This window comes from Cryobacterium sp. PH29-G1 (genome assembly GCF_030063365.1).
In the GTDB taxonomy this organism is placed as follows: Bacteria; Actinomycetota; Actinomycetes; order Actinomycetales; family Microbacteriaceae; genus Cryobacterium.
In genome coordinates, this window is sequence record NZ_JASISY010000003.1 from 204,393 (window position 1) to 223,221 (window position 18,829).

11 protein-coding genes are annotated in these 18,829 nt (G+C 65.6%); 5 read left to right on the forward strand and 6 right to left on the reverse strand.

The window, feature by feature from the left end:
• Positions 1–6: 6 nt before the first annotated feature.
• The 4 genes from QMK22_RS05630 to trhO all read right to left on the reverse strand — a co-directional run bounded on the left by QMK22_RS05630 (position 7) and on the right by trhO (position 6,818).
• A complete protein-coding gene (locus QMK22_RS05630) occupies positions 7–3,921 on the reverse strand; it encodes a LamG-like jellyroll fold domain-containing protein (RefSeq protein WP_283496643.1) in 3,915 nt (1,304 codons plus the stop codon).
• Positions 3,922–4,096: 175 nt separating this feature from the next.
• Positions 4,097–4,933 (reverse strand): ABC transporter permease, encoded by an 837-nt coding sequence (locus tag QMK22_RS05635; protein WP_283496644.1) that lies wholly within the window; start codon positions 4,931–4,933, stop codon positions 4,097–4,099.
• Complete coding sequence (locus tag QMK22_RS05640) at positions 4,930–5,832, reverse strand: ATP-binding cassette domain-containing protein (RefSeq protein ID WP_283496645.1); 903 nt, start codon at positions 5,830–5,832, stop codon at positions 4,930–4,932. The genes QMK22_RS05635 and QMK22_RS05640 overlap by 4 nt, the downstream gene beginning before the upstream one ends.
• Positions 5,833–5,906: 74 nt before the next feature.
• Positions 5,907–6,818 (reverse strand): oxygen-dependent tRNA uridine(34) hydroxylase TrhO, encoded by a 912-nt coding sequence (gene trhO / locus QMK22_RS05645; RefSeq protein ID WP_283496646.1) that lies wholly within the window; start codon positions 6,816–6,818, stop codon positions 5,907–5,909.
• Between the two features lie 79 nt (positions 6,819–6,897).
• On the opposite strand from trhO, the gene QMK22_RS05650 reads away from it, so the two are divergent.
• The 3 genes from QMK22_RS05650 (at position 6,898) to QMK22_RS05660 (ending at position 9,356) form a co-directional block, all read left to right on the forward strand.
• Positions 6,898–7,419 carry a YbhB/YbcL family Raf kinase inhibitor-like protein gene (locus QMK22_RS05650; protein WP_283496647.1) on the forward strand — a complete coding sequence of 174 codons (522 nt, stop codon included), beginning with the start codon at positions 6,898–6,900 and terminating at the stop codon, positions 7,417–7,419.
• Between the two features lie 93 nt (positions 7,420–7,512).
• Positions 7,513–8,682: an alpha/beta hydrolase gene (locus QMK22_RS05655; protein WP_283496648.1), complete on the forward strand. Its 1,170-nt coding sequence runs from the start codon at positions 7,513–7,515 to the stop codon at positions 8,680–8,682.
• A gap of 116 nt (positions 8,683–8,798) precedes the next feature.
• Positions 8,799–9,356, forward strand: coding sequence for an acyl-CoA thioesterase (locus QMK22_RS05660; RefSeq protein ID WP_283496649.1), 558 nt, complete (start codon positions 8,799–8,801; stop codon positions 9,354–9,356).
• 108 nt (positions 9,357–9,464) lie between these two features.
• Here QMK22_RS05660 and QMK22_RS05665 read toward each other — a convergent pair whose 3' ends face one another.
• Entirely contained in the window at positions 9,465–9,971 is a 507-nt protein-coding gene (locus QMK22_RS05665; protein ID WP_283496650.1) for an SRPBCC domain-containing protein, read from the reverse strand.
• A gap of 242 nt (positions 9,972–10,213) precedes the next feature.
• On the opposite strand from QMK22_RS05665, the gene QMK22_RS05670 reads away from it, so the two are divergent.
• Positions 10,214–13,972 carry a choice-of-anchor I family protein gene (locus QMK22_RS05670; protein WP_283496651.1) on the forward strand — a complete coding sequence of 1,253 codons (3,759 nt, stop codon included), beginning with the start codon at positions 10,214–10,216 and terminating at the stop codon, positions 13,970–13,972.
• 56 nt (positions 13,973–14,028) lie between these two features.
• On the opposite strand, the gene QMK22_RS05675 is transcribed toward QMK22_RS05670, so the two are convergent.
• Entirely contained in the window at positions 14,029–14,988 is a 960-nt protein-coding gene (locus QMK22_RS05675) for a LysR family transcriptional regulator (RefSeq protein ID WP_283496652.1), read from the reverse strand.
• Between the two features lie 157 nt (positions 14,989–15,145).
• On the opposite strand from QMK22_RS05675, the gene QMK22_RS05680 reads away from it, so the two are divergent.
• Complete coding sequence (locus QMK22_RS05680) at positions 15,146–18,727, forward strand: proline dehydrogenase family protein (RefSeq protein ID WP_283496653.1); 3,582 nt, start codon at positions 15,146–15,148, stop codon at positions 18,725–18,727.
• The last annotated feature ends 102 nt before the right edge of the window (positions 18,728–18,829 follow it).

The following is an 18,829-nucleotide window of genomic DNA, read 5'->3' on the forward strand; positions in this document are numbered from 1 at the left end:
TGCGCGCTACTGGGCAGCCACCGGCTTCGCGACGAGATCATCGAAGGCAACGGTCATCGGTGTTGTGGCCGATCCGCTCAGGTAGACGGCCAGCCCGATCGATCCGGCTTGCTGCAGGGCCGGTGTCGCGTCGGTACGGCTGAGCTGCCACGTCGTCGGCTCGGGGGTTCCCGTCGCCCAGACTTTGGCCCGAATCGTCGTGGGGGACGTACCGAAGACCTGCAACCGCAACTGCAACTGATCGTTGGTCTGATAGCTCAGCCCGGAGATGTTCGTTGCCTGCAGGGTCGTGCCGCCACGCTGGAGTTGGAGTTGCACGCTACCGCTGGAGAGAATCTTGATCCGGGCCCGATAATCGTCGGATCCCACGCGACGCCCAATCAATGTGACGTAGGTGCCCGCTCCGGTTGATGCCTGCTGCAGCGAGGTCGTGACGGACAGATCGGTGCTCACCGACGAGACGGCGGCGAGATAACCGTTCACCCGCCCGCCGGCCGCGACTCGCAACTGGCCGACGCCGCCGGCCACGGAGTAGTTGCTGGACGAGCCGGTGGTGGTCCAGGCTCCTCCGGTGTCGGCCGCACCGAGGCCGCCACTGACCGTGCGTGCGAAGGCATCCGCAGCGATTCCGGCCGGCTCAGGGTCTGGGTCGGGAACCGGTGCGGTGACACTGACGGAGCGGGTCGTTGTGTTGGTGGCACCGTCGTTGTCGGTGACGGTCAGGCTGATCAGGTAGGTGCCGGCCGCGGCATAGGTGTGCTGTGCCGTCATGCCGGAGCTCGTACTGTCGTCACCCCAGGCCCAATCGAATCCGGTCACGGTTCCATCGGAATCTGCCGACGCCGAAGCATCCGCTGTGGCCGTGAGCAGGTCGGTGGCGGCCGTGAACGCAGCGGTCGGGGCCGCATTGGCCGGAACGGCCGTGGTTGAGCCCAGCGAGTAGTGCTGCGCGATGGCGGCAGCGGTGAGTGGCTGCGGGTAGACAGCGACCTCGTCGAGGGTGCCGGCAAACCACGGGCTCGTTGAGCCCCACGTGTTGTCGCCGCCGATGCGCCAGTACCCGGAGTAGGCCTGCGCGCCGGTCTGCGGGTTGGTGCCGACGAGGGCACCATCCACGTACAGGGCCATGCCGTCAGCGGACTGCTGCGCGACGACGTAGTGCGCCTGGCCGTCGTTGTAGGCGGCGTCGGTCACGACGGTATTCGTCTGCCCGGTCCAGGTGCCGAAGACGAGGCGCCCGTCGTCTTGCAGGTAGACGTGACGGTCATAGTTGTTGGACCGCCCGGTTGACGCATTGCCGAATCCGATCAGCTTTCCGCCCTGCGTCGTCGTTGTGCTGAACCAGGCTTCGAGTGCATAGCTGCTGGGACCCTCGATCTGGGTGTCGCTGCTGGCGAGTCCTCCGGTGAAGGCGGCGGCGGTATTGCTCGTACCGTTCACCAGCCCAGCCGTGCCGAGGCTAACCGAACCGGAATACGTTCCCGGCTGCTCGGAAATCGACGAGTCGCCAGCGGTGGTTCCGCTTGATTCACCCAGACGCCAATACAGGTCAGGACCGGCGGCATAGACGGCTGCGCCGTAGTCGTCGGTCGGAGCTGCCGCGACGGTGCTGGTTCGACCGGAAGCCACATAGTGCGCCACGATCTGCTGCTGCGTGAGCGGGGCCGAGTAAACGGCGACCTGGGCGATGTCGGCGGCAAGGAACGCACTCGTCGGGCGGCTCGGCCAGCTGCCGAGATTGTCCCCTCCGATGTGCCAGAATCCGGGATAGTCCTGGCCGGTCGTGATATCAGTGCGCTGGGCTACCCTCTTACCGTCGATGGACAGCGACATGCCGGAGCTGCCGAGACTAGCTACGATCTGGTGCCAGTTGCCGTCGTTGTAAGACGCGGCCGAGGTGAGCGTCTTCGTTCCGCCGGGGTAGACGCCGAACCAAATTCGCCCGTTGTTGTCCATGTAGACGTGCCGGTCGTAGCTGTTGCTTTGGCCGGTGGCGCTGTCGCCGAATCCGATGATCTTGCCGCCCCTTGTCGTGTCGGTTTTCACCCAGGCTTCAACACTGAACGAATTCGAGGAGCTCTCGGCGTCCTGGGTAGCGGCGAACCCGGTGGACGTGCCGTCAAAGCTGCTGGCCGTGCTGGTGTCACCCACGATTGCGCCCGGCGCACCGGTGGAGACGCCGCTACTGCGTGTCAAGTCGACGCCACTGGTCCAGTCGAAGGCGGTGGTGCCGGACGCCTCGTTGAGCGGCCAGTAGGAACGCGGGGAATCCGCCAGAACACTCGCCGAATAGTCGCTGAGAGCACCGGCGACGACGGTGACGCTGGCTGTGGCTCCGATGTGGCTGTTACCGAAGGGATCGGTGACCCGGATGCGATAGGAGTAGCTCTGCCCCGGGGTCAGCCCGGTGTCGGTGAAGGCGAGGATCGGCCGGTTCCAGTCGGAAGAAAGCGCCTGGAAACTGGTGACGACGGCTCCGTCGCGAAGCACCTCGTAGGTGAGGTTCTCGTTGTCGCGGTCGTAAGCCGATTTCCAGCTGAGACGTGCCGTTCCGCTCATGAAGGACGACACCGACGGCACGAAATCCGCGGCGACGAATGACACATCGGCGATTCGCGGTCCTTCGTTGTTGGGTGCGATCGTGGGCACGGCAAATCGGGCGAGGCCCTGTTGGCGCTTGTTGTTGACGATCGTGAATTCTCCGCCATAGAGCAGGTATTCGGCGTTGGCGGTGACGTGCCAGGGCCCCTGCCCCTGCCCCGTGTAGGTTCCGGTGTTGATGTCCGGATAGAACGGGAGCAGGTTGGGGCGGGGTGTGCCGGCAAAGTTGAAGTAGCCGTGCGTGTCTTTGGTGATGGTGCCGCCGACGTCCATGCTGAAGGCCAGGGTGCGGTGGTAGGTCCACGGCGAGGTCTGCTCGAAGCCGCCGATATTGCCGCAGTAGTGCGCGTGCTCGGTGGTATACACCTTGTCGCCGGCCGGCACTGCGGAATAGGTGTCGCCGTGGCAGTCTTCGAGCCAGATCAGGCTGCCGTCCTCCCAGCTGGCCCGAAAGGTCCCTTCCAGGTTTCCGCCGTTGCCGAAGACGTAGCCGGTGCCGAACACGCCTTCGGCAGATCCGGTCAGGCTGAGGATGGCCGCCTGAGGACCGCCGTTGCGAACGAGGCTGTTGATCTTCCACGGCAGGGATGCACCGGTCGTGGCATCGGTCGCGGCCATGCCGTAGCCGGGGTCTGAACTGCCGTTATAGGCCGTGAACGAACCTCCGATGACGATCTTCGTGCCATCGGGGGAGGCGACGAGGGCATTGATCGTGCCGTCGGTCGGCGTGCCGGACCAAGGTTGCAGCGCTCCGGTGGCGCCGTCGAAGGCGGCCATCCGGGTGCGGGACTGATCATTGGCCGAGGTGAACGTTCCACCCGCGTAAACGGTGTCGCCAGCGAAAGCCAGCGCCTTGACGCCCGCGTTGACCACCGGTGCCCAGCTTGAAATGAGGGCGCCGCTGGCGGTGTCGAAGGCAGCGAGTCGGTACCGACTGACGCCTCCGACGCTCGTGAAGGAGCCGCCGGCGTAGAGTCGCGACCCGTCGGTCGATACGGTCAGTGCGCGAATGGTGCCGTTGACGTTGGGGTTGAAGGACGAAATGAGCACACCGGTGGTGAGGTTGTAGGCGAGCAGATTGTTGCGCACGACCTCGTTGGTGCCGGCGGACGAACCGGCGGGGCGGGAACGGGTGAATTCACCACCGACGTAGACGGTGTTGCCCACGATGAGTTGTGCCCACGCGACACCATTGATCTGAGCGGTGGGGAGCGAGTCGGCGGATACCGTCACGGGTGCGCTGGGATCCGCTGGCTGACTGTCGGCGGCGGCCGTGAGCGGAACGGCAAGGGCAGCTAGAACGAGCGCGGCACTGGACACACCGGCAAGCAATCGAATTCGGGAAAAAAGTAGCACACTCACCCAGGAGGCCTCGCTTCGACTCTATTTGCGGCCGTAGGTCAGCCGCCGCATTAGTCGGAGCTTAGTGAGAAATGCTCACCGAGTCAGGCCCCCAAGGAGGGGTGGAATGGTCCGCCGGCATTGGGGAGTTCGGCTAGGTGACGTCTTTCTTCCAGCTCGCGGCGTAGCCGATGACGGTCGCGACCAGGGCGTAGCCGAGCAGCACGAGGCCACCCTGCCACCAGTCCAGCGGCGCAACAGTGGCCGCGTTCGCCACGGCGAAAACGCTCGCGCCGACGAGGGCGTCCGACGCGGAGCCTGGCAAAAAATTGCCGATCTTCGCGGTGATCTCAAGAAACGAAGACGCCAGCCGCAGCAAGGGTTCGACGAACTGGGTGAAGGCGAGCACGATCACGATCGAGGCGACCTGGTTGGGTACGAGTACGCCAAGGCCCACGCCGATCGCTGCCCACAGTCCCATGGCCAGTAGTGTGCGTGCGGCGAGCAGCCAGGTCTGTGAGTCCAGCAGCAGAGCGTCAACCCCGAAAGCGCTCAGAACGGCGCCACCGATACCGACGGATGCCGCCAGCGCGACGATTCCGAGGCCCGCGCCGATCACCACCAGGGTGACCGTTTTGGCGCCGAGCACCACGCCCCGGCGCGGGGTGGCCAAAAATGTCGGCGTCAGGGTCTGGTGGCGAAACTCTCCGGTCGTTGCGAGGGCGCCGAGCAACACCGGAAAGACGTAGCCGACCGAGGAGGCGAAGCTGTAAACGAGTGGAGGGAGACTGCCGAAGGCGGTCGCTGCGCCGCCACCCGTATTCACCGTATCCGGGCTGATCACACCGGTCTGAATTCCGGCGAACAGCGCGCCGAGGCCGCCAGCGAGGAGTCCGATGTAACAAAACAGCACGAGGGCGAGAATCCACCACAAGCGAGTAGTGAAAACCTTGGCGAATTCGGCCGCGACCGACCGGAGGAAGGACGTCATAGCGTGTGGCTCCCCCCGACGAGGGCGAGAAACGAGTCTTCCAGGCCGGACTTCTGCCGGTGCAACACGCTCAGCTCGACCCCGGCGGTGAACGCGAGGTGGCCGAGTAGCGCCGCGTCGGAGGTAGCGGCGAGCAGGCCGGTGCGGCCGATTGAGAAGGTGATGCCGGCGGCCGTGAGGGCCGCGGCGAGGGCGTCACGGTCGGGAGAGTCCACGATCGTTTGGGGCGCGGCATCCGTGTCGAGGCTCGACAGCGGACCGCGATGCACCAGCTCGCCGCGGGCGATGATGACGACGTCGTCAACACTCTGCTGCACCTCGGAGAGCAGATGGGAGCTCACCAGAACGGTGCGGCCTTCAGCGGCCATATCGCGCAGAAATCCGCGAATCCAACGGATACCCTCCGGGTCGAGCCCGTTGATCGGTTCATCGAGAACGAGCACGCCGGGGTTGCCGAGCAGGGCGTAGGCCAGGCCGAGCCGTTGGCGCATGCCGAGCGAATAGCCGCCGACTCGTTGGGCGGCGTGGGCAGCCAGCCCGACCTGGGCGAGAACCGCAAGAACGCGGGTGCGCGGTATCCCTGCCGCGATCGCGTACACGCCGAGGTGGCTGCGGGCGGTGCGGCCCGGGTGAAAACTCGCGGCTTCGAGGGCGGCGCCCACGGTCGTCAGTGGATTGGGCAGATCCCGGTAGCGCACGCCGCCAAATGTCGCCGTACCGCTCGTGGCCCCGACGAGTCCCAGGAGTATGCGCAGGCTTGTCGTCTTACCGGCCCCGTTCGGGCCGAGAAATCCGGTGACCCGGCCCGGCTCCACCGTGAACGACAGATCGTTGACCGCGGCAATACCGCCGAAGCGCTTGCTGATATTCGTGAACTCGATAACAGCGCCGGTAGGCATCCGACTCCCCTCCGTAGTGGTTCCCACCCTATTGCCCGGCCGGTCGTTTCACGCCGCCGACCGGGCGTTATCTTTCAGGTGACGGGAACCCCCGTGTGCGTGACGCAGGCCGGTGGGGCCAGTGCCACGCATGCGGCACACACCACGAGCTGCTCGCGACAGGATGCCTCGCGGCAGTTGAGCATGTTCGTTGTGGGGGTCGCGCACTGGCGGCAGGTGCCGAGCACGGCGGCATCGGGGGCGAAGTCGATAGACATCCGTTGGTCGAAGACATAGAGCGAACCCGACCACAGGCCCGCGTTGCCGAAGGCCTCTCCGTAACGCACAATTCCGCCGTCGAGCTGGTACACCTCGCCGAATCCACGGGACTTCATGAGGCCACTCAGCACCTCGCAACGGATGCCGCCGGTGCAGTAGGTCACCACCGGTTTGCCCTTGAGATGGTCGTACTTGCCACTGTCGAGTTCGGCGACGAATTCGCGTGTGTTGGCGACGTCGGGCACGACCGCGCCCGAAAAATGGCCGATCTCGGCCTCGAACTTGTTGCGTCCGTCGAAGAAGACCACCTCGTCGCCGCGCGCCGCGACCAGTGCATTGAGCTCGGCCGGTTGCAGCTTGGTGCCGCCGCCGACGACGCCTGTCGCGTCGACCTGCAGTTCGCCGGGGGCACCGAAACTCACAATTTCGTCGCGCACTTTCACGACCAGCTTCGGAAAGTCGAGGCTCTGGCCTGACTCGTCCAGGCCGGTGCCCTCGCTCCATTTGAAGTCGATATTCTTGAAGGCCGGATAATCGCGCGTTTTGCGGATGTATTTCTTAATGGCGGGCAGGTCGCCGCCGACCGTGCCGTTGACACCGTCTTTCGAGATCAGGATGCGCCCGCGCAGTCCCAACCCGGCACAGAGGTCGCGCTGCCAGAGCCGCACCGCCTCGGGGTCAGCCAGTGGGGTGAAGATGTAATAGAGCAGAATCTTCGGAATGGCCATGCATTCATTTTACGAGGGCACGCGTAGGCTGGTCGCACTTACTGTGCTGCAACAAGGCGGCACGTCTCAGGGAGGCCCCGTGACCCACGATCCGCTCGCCATTTTCGGTGAAGTGCCCCAGTTCTCCCTGACCAGCACCGATATGACCGACGGAGGCCCGTTGCGCCCGGCGCAGTACGGTGCCGACGCCGGGGGAGCGGATATCTCCCCGCAACTGTCCTGGTCGGGTTTTCCCGTCGAAACCCAGAGCTTCGCAGTCACCGCCTACGATCCCGACGCCCCGACCGGTTCCGGATTCTGGCACTGGGCCGTGGCGAACCTGCCGGTTTCGGTCACCAGTCTGGCTGCCGGAAGCGCTCTACCGGCGGGCTCGCTCACCCTGCCGAACGAACAGCGCCTCCCCTCGTTCATCGGAGCCGGCCCGCCCCCCGGCACCGGCACCCACCGGTACCAGTTCATCGTGCACGCCGTCGATGTGGCGACGCTCGATCTCGGCCCGGAGTCCACGCCGGCCGTTCTCGGCTTCAACCTGCACTTTCATACGCTCGCGCGCGCGGTGCTGGAGGCGACGGGGGTCGCCGGAGGAGCATCCGTCCGGTAACGGACTGACCTGAAGTCCGGTTCGAAACCGGGAGTTGCCCCCAAAAGGGGCACTCCCCAGCAAGGCTTCGGGGAGCCGAGTTAACCTCAGGCAGTGAGTAACACCAGCACCTCGTTCGACGGCACCTCGTTCGACAGCACCTCTTCAGGCAGCATTCGTCCCCTATTCGGATCCCGTTCGGACTCGCGCCCCGCCGGGAATCCCCCGCAACAGCCCGGCGCCGACCGGGTTCAGCATCCGGCGACGGGCTGGCTGAATGGCATTCGTCTACACGCCGACGGCGTGACGGTTGATCGGTCTGGTCACCGCGAGACGGGCATCCGTCGGCTGCCGGTCTGGGCTTGGCGTGCACTCATGTTGCGACGCGCGACGCCCGTGCACAAGTTCAACCTGCACCCCATCGATTCCGTCGTCTATGACCGAGACATCGACTACCACGGTGATGGCCAGAAGGTGCACCGGCTCGACGTCATCGTTCCTAAAACTACCAATGCGGTGCCTGCGCCGCTGCCGGTCTACGTGTACTTTCACGGCGGCGGCTGGACCTCAGGGGACAAAGACCCGCTCACCAAATACTGCGCGAGCCAAGCCGCCGAGGGCATGATCGTGGTCAACGCCAACTACCGCATGGCCACGCGGTTTCATTTGAAGCACATGATGCACGACGGTAACGCGGTCCTCGATTGGGTCGCCCGCAATATCGCCGCCTATGGCGGAGACCCGACACGCATCGTGCTCGGCGGCGACTCTGCTGGCGGCCATATCGCAGCGCTGCTCACCGCGACGACGTTTGCACCCGAGCTGGCCGCACACTATGACATTCGCCCGCCGATCGCTGCCGGAAGCTTGCGCGGCCTGGTGCAACACTGCAGCATCGCCGACTTCTCGGTCTTGTTCGACCGCGGTTTCGTCTTGAGCCTCAATTTCGTGCGAATGCTGCTGCCCGAACGGGGGCGCGGACTGCACCTGCGCGCGGCCGCGCGGTTCATGTCGCCGATTGAGTGGCTCGACCGGGGGTTTCCTCCGGTCTTTGTCACCACGTCGGAGCGGGACTATTTCTACCGCGCCAATCTCAATTTCATCGAGGCGCTGCGGAAGCGGGCGATTTGGGTTGACTCCCTGATCTACGGCCGTCGCAGCGTCAATACCAAGCACACCTGGCAGCAAGACGACACGCATCCGGAATCGCAGGAGGTCTATCGTCGCCTCGGCGCCTTCGTGCGTGCCGTCGCGCCGCGCACGGTGGCCCCTGCGGTGGCCTAAACCCGCACCGACTGTGCCGAACGTGCACGCAACCGGCTCGCACGCAGGGAATGCTGGTGCCCACCCACAACGGATGCCGCCGGTTTCGTCGGATTCGTTAGCATCAGTGGGTGCATATGTTCTTCAGAACCCTCCTCCACGTCGTGCTGTCGAAGTTCGGCCCCCGGCTCGGTCACTTCGACGTCGCGCGCACCAACTTTGTGACCCTGCCGACCGACCAGGACATATTGCGGCATATGAACAACGGCGTCTACCTGTCGATCATGGACGTGGCCCGATTCGACATGCTGCACCGCACCGGTATCTGGGCCATTTTCAAAGCCCGCGGCTGGTACCCGGTCGTCGTCTCGGAGACCATCAGTTTTCGCAAGTCGCTCACGGTCGGCCAGAAGTTCACGGTTGAGTCGCGCATTCTCGGTTTCGATGAGAAGGCCGTGTACGTTGAGCAACGGTTTGTGCGTCCGGATGCTGACGGAGAGTTGGAGATCTACGCCCACGGGTACATCCGCGGTCGTTTTCTCAAGCGCACCGGTGGCGTTGTGACGATCGACGAGCTGCTCGACGCGGTCGGCGTTGCCCCCGACGATGTGACGGTTCCGGAATGGCTACTCGAGTGGAGCCGCAATGCTGCGGCCCCGGCGACGCGCGCTCCGGCGCCGAGTATCTGGCACTAGGGGCATCCGTTTCGCGCGGCGCGGGACTTGCGCCGGTGCGCGGGAGGCGCAACTCCCGCGTACTGGCGTAGCTCCCGCGCGTGGCGCAGCTGCCGTCTGGCGTCGGTGCTAGATGGCGCGCACCGGAACGATCATGTCTTTGTAGAACTGGGCCTGCGCGGGGTAGTAGTGCTCCCACTGCGGTACTTCCAAGCCCGAACGCATCGCGACGAGCCGATCGAGGTAGTAGTCCCAGCCAGGTCCGACCGTGGCAGCCTCGGAGGGCGAACGCAAACGCTGCCCGAAGGTGAGGTTGGTCATGCCGTCACCCTCGACCAGGTGAAAGAGGGCGCGCCAGGCATCCTCGCCCTCGCCGAAATCACCGCTGAAACGATGCGGTGCCTTGCACTCCCGAATGCTCACGTACTCCCACCTGGCGTCCGGTTCGGCCGTCATCTTGAACTTCACGGCGCCGGTGTCCGGCGAACCGGTGTAGGTTCCGATCCATTTCTCCAGCTCAGCGGGGCGGGTCAGGCTGGCCCACACCTGCTCGATCGGCGCGTTGAACAATCGATTCAGGATGAGATACAGGCCGTCTTCGCGGTGTACAAGGCGTCCGGTGGGCTTGGCTGACATGGTGACCTCCACAATGAGTGAAACGCGAGTCTTAACTCAGGCTAGGCCAATTTAAGCCTCGCGGCTATATGCCGATCGGCCTCAACGCTCTGCTGCGCCAATCCGAGGTTCGGGTGCTTGGCGGGGACGCGGCGGGTGTCGGGATCCGGCGGTCGCCCCATGGTCACGGTCCGTTCACCTGCGAGCTACCTGAGACCCCTAGACAGGAAGACAGCCAGTTCTGCCCACAGGAGGATCACCGCATGAGCGCCGTTCGACGCCCCGCACGAAGCCGAATACCCGTCATCTTCATGGCCGTCGCGGCCTGCGCCGCACTCTCGGCTGGACCACTCGTTGCGGGAGGCCCCTCGGCCTCGGCGGCCATCGTCGCTGCCCCCATTTCCGCTGCCCCGATAACAGCTGCGGGCACGGCACCGGACTTCGAGATGTCGCCGCTCGGCAGCTATGAGACCGGCACCTTCGACGCCTCGGCTGCCGAGATCGTGACCTATTACGCGCAGAAGCAGCGACTCTTCGTGGTCAACGCCGCCCAGGGCGCTGTCGACGTGCTCGATATCTCCGACCCGGGATCCCCGGCCAAGCTTTACGCCCTCACCGCTGAGGGCGCAGTGATCGACGGCGGCGGTGTCATCCCCGCCGGGTCCACCGCTAACTCCGTGGCGGTGCGCGCCGACGGCCTCGGCGCGATGGCCATCGAATCTCCCACGAAAACGGATGCCGGCTGGTTGGTCTTCTTCGACGCCAACGCCGAAAGCCCCGCGGTGCTCGGTGCCGTTACCGTTGGGGCCCTGCCCGACATGGTGAGCATGTCCTCTGACGGCGGTTACGCCGTCGTCGCCAACGAGGGTGAGCCGAGTGAAGACTTCACGATCGACCCTGAAGGTTCGGTCAGCGTGATCACGCTGCCGGATGCACTGGCGATGCCAAGCCAGTCGGAGGTTGCGTCCGCTGATTTTCACGAGTACGAGGCCGGTGGCTCGAAAACACTGCCCGCTGACGTGCGCGTCTTCGGCCCGACGCCGGAGTCCGACTTTCCGATCTCCCGAAACCTCGAACCCGAGTATGTCGCCATCGACGGCAATCTCGCCTACGTCGCCCTGCAGGAGGCCAACTCGGTTGCCGTTGTCGACCTGACAGCCGGAACCATCACCGACGTCTGGCCGCTCGGCTTTCAAGACCACGGTGTGGACGGAAACGGCATCGATGCCTCCGACCGTGACCCGAAGGACGCGCCGACGGTCAACATCCGCACCTACGAGGGCCTCAAAGGCATGTATATGCCCGACGGCATCAACGCGTACACCGCCGACGCTGAGACCTATCTGGTCACCGCCAACGAGGGCGACGCCCGCGAATGGGGCGACTACGTCGACGGTGTGCGGGTGAAGGATCTCGGCTCCGACGGCCTCGCGCCGGTCTGCGCCGGCAGCCCGCTCACGGATCTGACCGGTGACGCCGATCTCGGTCGTCTGAACGTCTCCATCGAAGACGGCTACAACGCCGCCGACGACTGCTACGACGAGCTGTACTCCTTCGGCTCGCGATCGTTCTCGATCTGGAACACGGAGGGAACCCAGACCTTTGACTCCGGCGACGACTTCGAGCAGATCACGGCCGCAGCCAACCCCGATTTCTTCAATTCAGACCACAGCGCGTCCGATCTGGAGGGCCGCAGCGACAACAAGGGTCCCGAGCCGGAGAACCTGGCCATCGGGCAGATCGACGACCGCACCTACGCCTTCATCGGCCTCGAGCGTGTCGGCGGCATCATGGCCTATGACATTACCGACCCGACGAACGCCCAGTTCGTGACCTACCTGAACAACCGCGACTTCGCGGTGTCGATGGAAGACTCCAGTGACGTCGCCCGCGACCTGCCGCTCGCCGGCGACCTCGGTCCCGAGGGCGTCACCTTCATCCCGGCCGAAAGTTCCCCGACCGGTGAGCCGATGCTCGCGGTCGGCAACGAAGTCTCCGGCACCACCACGATCTTCGCGATCACCACCATCGAACCGCCGGTGGCCACGGAGATCCAGGTGCTCGGAATCAACGATTTCCACGGTCGTCTCGAAGCAGATGCGTACAACAAGCAGGGAGGCGCAGCTGTGCTCGCCGGAGCCGTCATGCAGCTGAAGGCCGAGAACCCGAACACCCTGTTCGTCTCGGCCGGGGACAATATCGGCGCCTCGACCTTCACGTCCTTCTCGCAGCAGGACGAACCGACCATCGCGGCACTCCTCGCGGCCGGGCTCGACGCATCCGTTGTGGGAAACCACGAGTTCGACGCGGGCTGGGGCGACCTCAGCAACCGGGTGCGTTCCGCCTACGGCGACCCGCGCTACGCGCTCGGGGCCAATGTCTACCTCAAGGGCAGCATGACGCCCGCGCTTGACGAATACTGGGTGAGCGAGGTCGACGGGGTACGCGTCGGCTTCATCGGTACCGTCACAGAGCAGACCGCTTCGATGGTCTCCCCGGCCGGCATCGCCGATCTCGACTTCGGCGACCAGCTCGAGGCCGTCAACCGGGTGGCGGCACAGTTGCAGGACAGCGACCCCGCGAACGGCGAAGCCGACGTGATCGTGCTGCTCACCCATGAGGGCGGCGTCGGTACCGACTGCGCCGCGATCGGCGCGTCGGAGAGTCTCTACGGCGATCTGATTCGTGGAGCCTCGGCGAACGTCGACGCCATCCTGTCCGGCCACACGCACGCCAGCTACAACTGCTCCTACCCGGTCGACGGTTGGAGCGACGGACTTGAACGTCCGGTTCTGCAGGGCGGGCAATACGGCATGAACCTCGACCAGCTGACCATCACGGTCGACCCGGCCACCAAATCGGTCGTGTCGCTCAGCAGCGCATTGCTGCCGCTGCACGACGGCGAGAGCGGCCTCTACCCGGCCGATGCGACCGTCACCCAGATCGTCGCGGATGCCGTGGAGCAGGCTGACATTGCCGGTTCGGTTGAAGTCGGGGCGATCAGCGCCGACATCACGCGCGCCGACGGCGGCGCCGACCGTGGTTCAGAATCGACCATCGGCAACCTCGTAGCCGATATTCAGCTGTGGGCGACGTCGAACGAGACCTTCGGCGGGGAACCGGCCCAGATCGCGATCATGAACCCGGGCGGATTGCGCGACGACCTGCTCTACGGCGACGACGGCACGGTCACCTACAAGGACGTGGCCAATGTGCAGCCCTTCGCCAACACCCTCGTCACGATGAACCTCACCGGGGCCCAGCTGAAGTCGGTCCTCGAGGAGCAGTGGCAGCCTGACGGCTCCTCGCGCGCGAGGCTGCACCTCGGCATTTCCGCGGGCTTCAGCTACCTGTACGATCCCGCCGCCGCCCGCGGCGAGCACGTGGTCGGCATGAGTCTCGACGGTGTGCAGATCGCGCCGAGCGACGTGTTCCGCATTACAACCAACTCGTTCCTCGCCTCGGGCGGCGACAATTTCGGCACCTTCGCCGACGGAACCGGCGCGACCGACACCGGCCAGATCGACCTCACGGCAGCCGTGGAGTACTTCGAGCAGCACGCACTCGTCGACCCGGCTTCGCTGGGCCGCGCCGTTGTGGCCGGTACGGACTGGGCCAGCGTCGACGTCGGTGATGGCGTCTTCGAGCCCGGCGAACGGATCACCATCACGGTCTCCGGGCTCAACTCCGGTCAGGAGATCACCGGCACGCTGCACTCAACACCGGTGCACCTCGGCAGCGTCGCGGCCGACTCCGCCGGTGTCGCCAGCATCGCCGCGGTGATCCCGGCCAACACGCCCGTCGGTGCGCACTTGCTCGTGATCAGCTCGATCGGCCGCCAGTCGATCACGCGCGCGGTCACCGTAGTCGCCGGGGACGCCGCGGTGACGAGCACGGGCGAACTAGGCACACTCCCGGTGACCGGTGGCGATCTGGTACCGGCCGGCGTCGCCAGTCTGCTCCTGCTGCTCGGCGGCGGCCTCGTTCTGGCGCGCCGCAAGCGCCAGGTCCTGCGCGCGTAGGCCGAGGGAGCCGGTATTCGAGGGCCGCCGGCGCGAAAGGGGTGTACCGCGGCCGGTTAGACCGGTGCGAGCGGCTCGAACGGACGCGGCGGCTCGAGCGGATCGGACTCGGTGGGTGTGGCCACCTTGCTCACGGCCCGGTCGAGGGCGTCACGCACCGCGACCACTCCTGGGCGTTGCGCGCTCGAGCGTCGAGCGGCCGAGAACAGGGTGCGATGCGGTGCGCCGGGCAGATCGTGCAGTTGAACCGCGGGCATGCGACCGGCCCAGACCAGGTCGGGCAGAATGCCCACCGCATTGCCCGATTCGATCAAGCGGATGTGCGCGATCAGGTCTGCGGTTTCAAATCGAACATCGGGTTCGAATCCGGCCGAGCGGCAGAGTTGCGTCGCCCACTGGCGTGATGCCGTGCCGATCGGTTCCATCACCCAGGGCAGCCCGGCTGACTCCTCCAATGTTGCCGCCGCGATCCGCCCCGTGTCCTCGGGCGGTACGGCCAGCCGTAGCGCATCCGTGGCGAGGTTGACCCGGTCCAAGTCGGGCCAGTGCGCGCGGGTGCGCCCCGGATACTGCTCGGCGAGTACGAGGTCGAAGTCGCGCGCGGCAACCTCGAACAGGCCGCGCTCAGGCTCGCGCTCGGTGACTTCAACACGCAGCGCCGGAAACTCATCGGCCAGAAAGGTGAGTGCGCGCGGAATCACCGCGAGAGCTGCGGATTGAAAGACCGCGACCCGCACGGTGCCGACAACCGTCGTGGTGCTCGCCCGCAGGTCCGCCTCGGCGAGCTCGAGCCGCTCCAGCACGTGCGTGGTGTGTTCGACCAGAATCTCCGCCTGTGGCGTGAGCTGCACGCGACGGCCGACCTTCTTGAGCAGTACGACGCCAGCCTCTTTTTCGAGCAGTGCGAGCTGCTGCGAGACCGCGGACGGGCTGTAAGCGAGGGCCTCGGCGACGCCGGCGAGGGTGCCCCGAATCTTCAGCTCCCGCAGCATGCGCAACCGCCTGACGTCCAACATCCGCTGCCCCTTACACCTTTTGTCGCACCCGAAACCAAATCATTAGAAATTGTAACGAATATTATGCATAAACAATTGCTTTTGCTAAATATAGGCGGGCCGCAGACTTGAACCACCAGAGCACCCCAACCGCGAACGAAAGACTAGTCTCGTGACCATGACCAACGCCTCCACCCGCCCCGCCAACGAGGAATTCAGCTCGGAGGTCGTCGCTCTCGTTAAGAAATGGCTAGACGAGAGCGCCACTATTCCTGCGGATGCCGCGGCCGAACGGCTCGCCGGCGTGCTCAAAGATCCGAACGGCCTGGACTTCACGGTCGGCTTCGTTGATGGCGTCATGCGCCCCGAAGACAAGATGGTCGCCGGTTACAGCCTGCAGAAGGTCGCCAAGAAGGCGCCAGCCTTTCTGCCGCCGCACATGCGCGCGGCCATCGGTCTCGGCGGAATCCTCGGACCGGTGCTGCCCTGGGTCGTTATCCCCGCAGCCCGAACCGTGCTGCGCCAGATGGTCGGCCACCTCGTCGTCGACTCCACCCCTGACAAGCTCGGCCCCGCACTCGTGCACTTGAAAGAGGACGGCAACCGCCTCAACATCAACCTGCTCGGCGAGTCCGTGCTCGGTGAAAAGGAAGCGACCGAACGCCTCGAAGGCACCAGGCGCCTCCTGGAACGTCCCGACGTGGACTACGTCTCGATCAAGGTGTCGTCGATCGCCAGCCAGCTGTCGATGTGGGCCTTCGACGAGACCGTTGTACGCGTGATCGAACGACTCACGCCGCTGTTTGAGTTTGCCGCGGCATCGCCTACCCCGAAGTTCATCAACCTCGACATGGAGGAGTACCGCGACCTCGACCTCACCATTGCGGTGTTCGAGGGGCTGCTCGACCAGCCGCAGCTCGCCCAGCTCGAGGCCGGTATCGTGCTGCAGGCGTACCTTCCCGACGCCCTCAGCGCCATCCAGGGCCTCACCCATTGGGCCCAGAACCGGCGCGCCGCCGGTGGGGCACCGATCAAGGTTCGCCTGGTCAAGGGTGCCAACCTGGCCATGGAGCACGTCGACGCCGCCGTGCACGACTGGCCGCTCGCCACGTTCTCGAGCAAGCAGGACAGCGACACCAACTACAAGCGAGTACTCAACTGGGCACTCACCCCGCAGAACACCGACGCTGTCAAGCTGGGCATCGCCGGCCACAACCTGTTCGACGTGGCCTGGGCGCACCTGCTCAGCGTTGCCCGCGGTGTCGATGACCGCGTCGAGTTCGAAATGCTGCTGGGCATGGCCACCGGCCAGGCGCAGGCGGTTCGCAGAGACGTCGGACAGCTGCTGCTCTACACGCCCGTCGTGGATCCCGCAGAGTTCGACGTGGCGATCAGCTACCTGATTCGCCGGCTCGAAGAGAACGCCAGCCAGGAGAACTTCATGTCGGCCGTGTTCGAGCTGACCAGCAACCCCGAGCTGTTCGATCGGGAGAGGGCCCGCTTTCAGGCCTCTCTCGACGCCCTCGACGACCAGGTGCCCACCCCCAACCGTGTCCAGGATCGCTCGAGCAGCGACGACCTCGACCGGCTCGCCGCCGCCCAGACGGATGCGCGCAGCCAGGACGCCGAGGCAGCCCCCGACGACGACCCGCAGCTGACTGGCGCCCTGCTCGGCATCACTCGCGGTTCGGTGCCCACGCACTCCACCTTCCGCAATGAGCCGGACACCGACCCATCGGTGCCCGCCAACCGCGCCTGGGGCCGGGCCATCCTCGCCCGCGCCGATGCGTCAACGCTGGGCACCGACACGATCGAAGCTGCCGCCGTACCCGATGAGGCCGCCCTTAACGCCATCATCGAGGGTGCGGTGACCGCCGGAGCAGCCTGGGGCCAGAAGACGGGCGCCGAACGCGCCGCCGTGCTGCACCGCGCTGGACTCGCGCTTGCCGCCAACCGTGCCCGCCTGATTGAGGTCATGGTGAGCGAGTGCGGAAAAACTCTCATCGAGGGTGACGCCGAGGTGAGCGAGGCAGTGGACTTCGCGCACTACTACGCGGAGCGCGCCAAGGATCTCGACCACGTGCAAGGCGCGATCTTCGTGCCGTCGCAGCTCATTGTGGTCGCCCCGCCGTGGAACTTCCCAACGGCTATTCCGGCGGGCGGCGCCCTGGCTGCCCTCGCCTCCGGCGCCGGCGTTGTCATCAAGCCCGCCACGGTTGCCCAGCGCACCGGCGCTGTCGTCGTCGAGGCGCTCTGGGAGGCCGGCATTCCGCGCGATCTGCTGGCGCTGGTCAACCTGCCCCACCGCGAGCTCGGTGCCAAGCTCATTGCGCACCCCGCCGTGAACCGCGTCATTCTCACCGGCGGCTACGAGACGGCCGAGCTGTTCCGTTCGTTCCGCCACGACCTGCCGCTGCTCGCCGAAACCAGCGGTAAGAACGCCATAATCGTCACCCCCTCGGCCGACCTCGACCTCGCGGCCGCGGACGTCGTGAAGAGCGCGTTCGGCCACGCCGGCCAGAAGTGCTCGGCGGCCAGTCTCGTCATTCTGGTCGGATCGGTCTCGAAGTCGCCGCGATTCCTCGGCCAGCTGGTCGACGCCGCGACCTCGATCGAGATCGGACAGGCGAGTGACCCGGTCACCCAAATGGGCCCGATCATGTCCCCGGCCGATGGCAAACTGCTGCACGCCCTCACCACCCTCGGTGCTGAAGAGACCTGGCTGGTCGAGCCCAAGCAGCTCGACGACACCGGCAAGCTCTGGTCGCCCGGCATCCGTACCGGCGTCGCGCCCGGATCGTACTTTCACCTCACCGAATTCTTCGGTCCGGTGCTCGGCGTGATGCACGCGCGCAACCTGGAAGAAGCCATCCGGTTGCAGAATGCGGTTGATTTCGGCCTCACCAGCGGGCTGCACTCGCTCGACGCGGATGACTTGACCCTCTGGCTTGACACTGTTGAAGCCGGCAACCTCTACGTCAACCGCGGCATCACCGGCGCCATCGTGCAGCGCCAGCCATTTGGCGGCTGGAAGCGCTCAGCAGTGGGAGCCGGCACCAAGGCCGGCGGCCCGAACTACCTCCTCGGCCTCGGCACCTGGGTCAACGAACCGGGCCGCAACAGCTCGACGCTGCACCTGCGCGGACTGGAACAGCGCGTCACCGACATCATCGAGGCCAGCCAGCCCTTCCTCGACTACGCCGACTTCGACGTGCTGCGCCGCTCGGCCGTGAGCGATGCTCTGGCCTGGCGCGAGGAATTCAACGTTGTGCGCGACGCTACCGGCCTCGGCGTTGAGCGCAACCTGTTCCGCTACCGGGCGCTGCCGGTTACGGTGCGTCTGACCGAAACCGGAACGCTCGCCCAGCTGCTGCGCGTGATTGCTGCGGCGACACTGTCGACGTCGCACTACGACGTGTCCAGCAGCATTCCGGTGCCGCCCGCTGTGCGCAACATCCTTTCCGAGCGCGAGGTTCCGGTGGTCATTGAAAGCGATGAGGAATGGCTCAACCGGGCACGCTCCGGCGGCATCACGGCCAGCCGTGTGCGCCTCATCGGCCGCGACCCGGTGCTGGGCGCTCGGGAGGCGGCATCCGCTCTCGCCGATGCCATTGACGGCAGCCCGGACATTGCCGTGTACTCGAACGCGGTCACCCAGGCCGGGCGTATCGAGGTGCTGCCGTTCCTGCGTGAACAGGCCATCTCGATCACCGCACACCGGTTCGGTAACCCGAGCGCGCTCTCCGACGGCGTGATCTGATTCGTTTGGCCTGTGTGCCCGGTAGCGGCACACAGGCCACGTGCGGTATACATACAGTTTTGTAGGGCATGCTCTACGGGGCCGTATGATTACCGCTGTCCA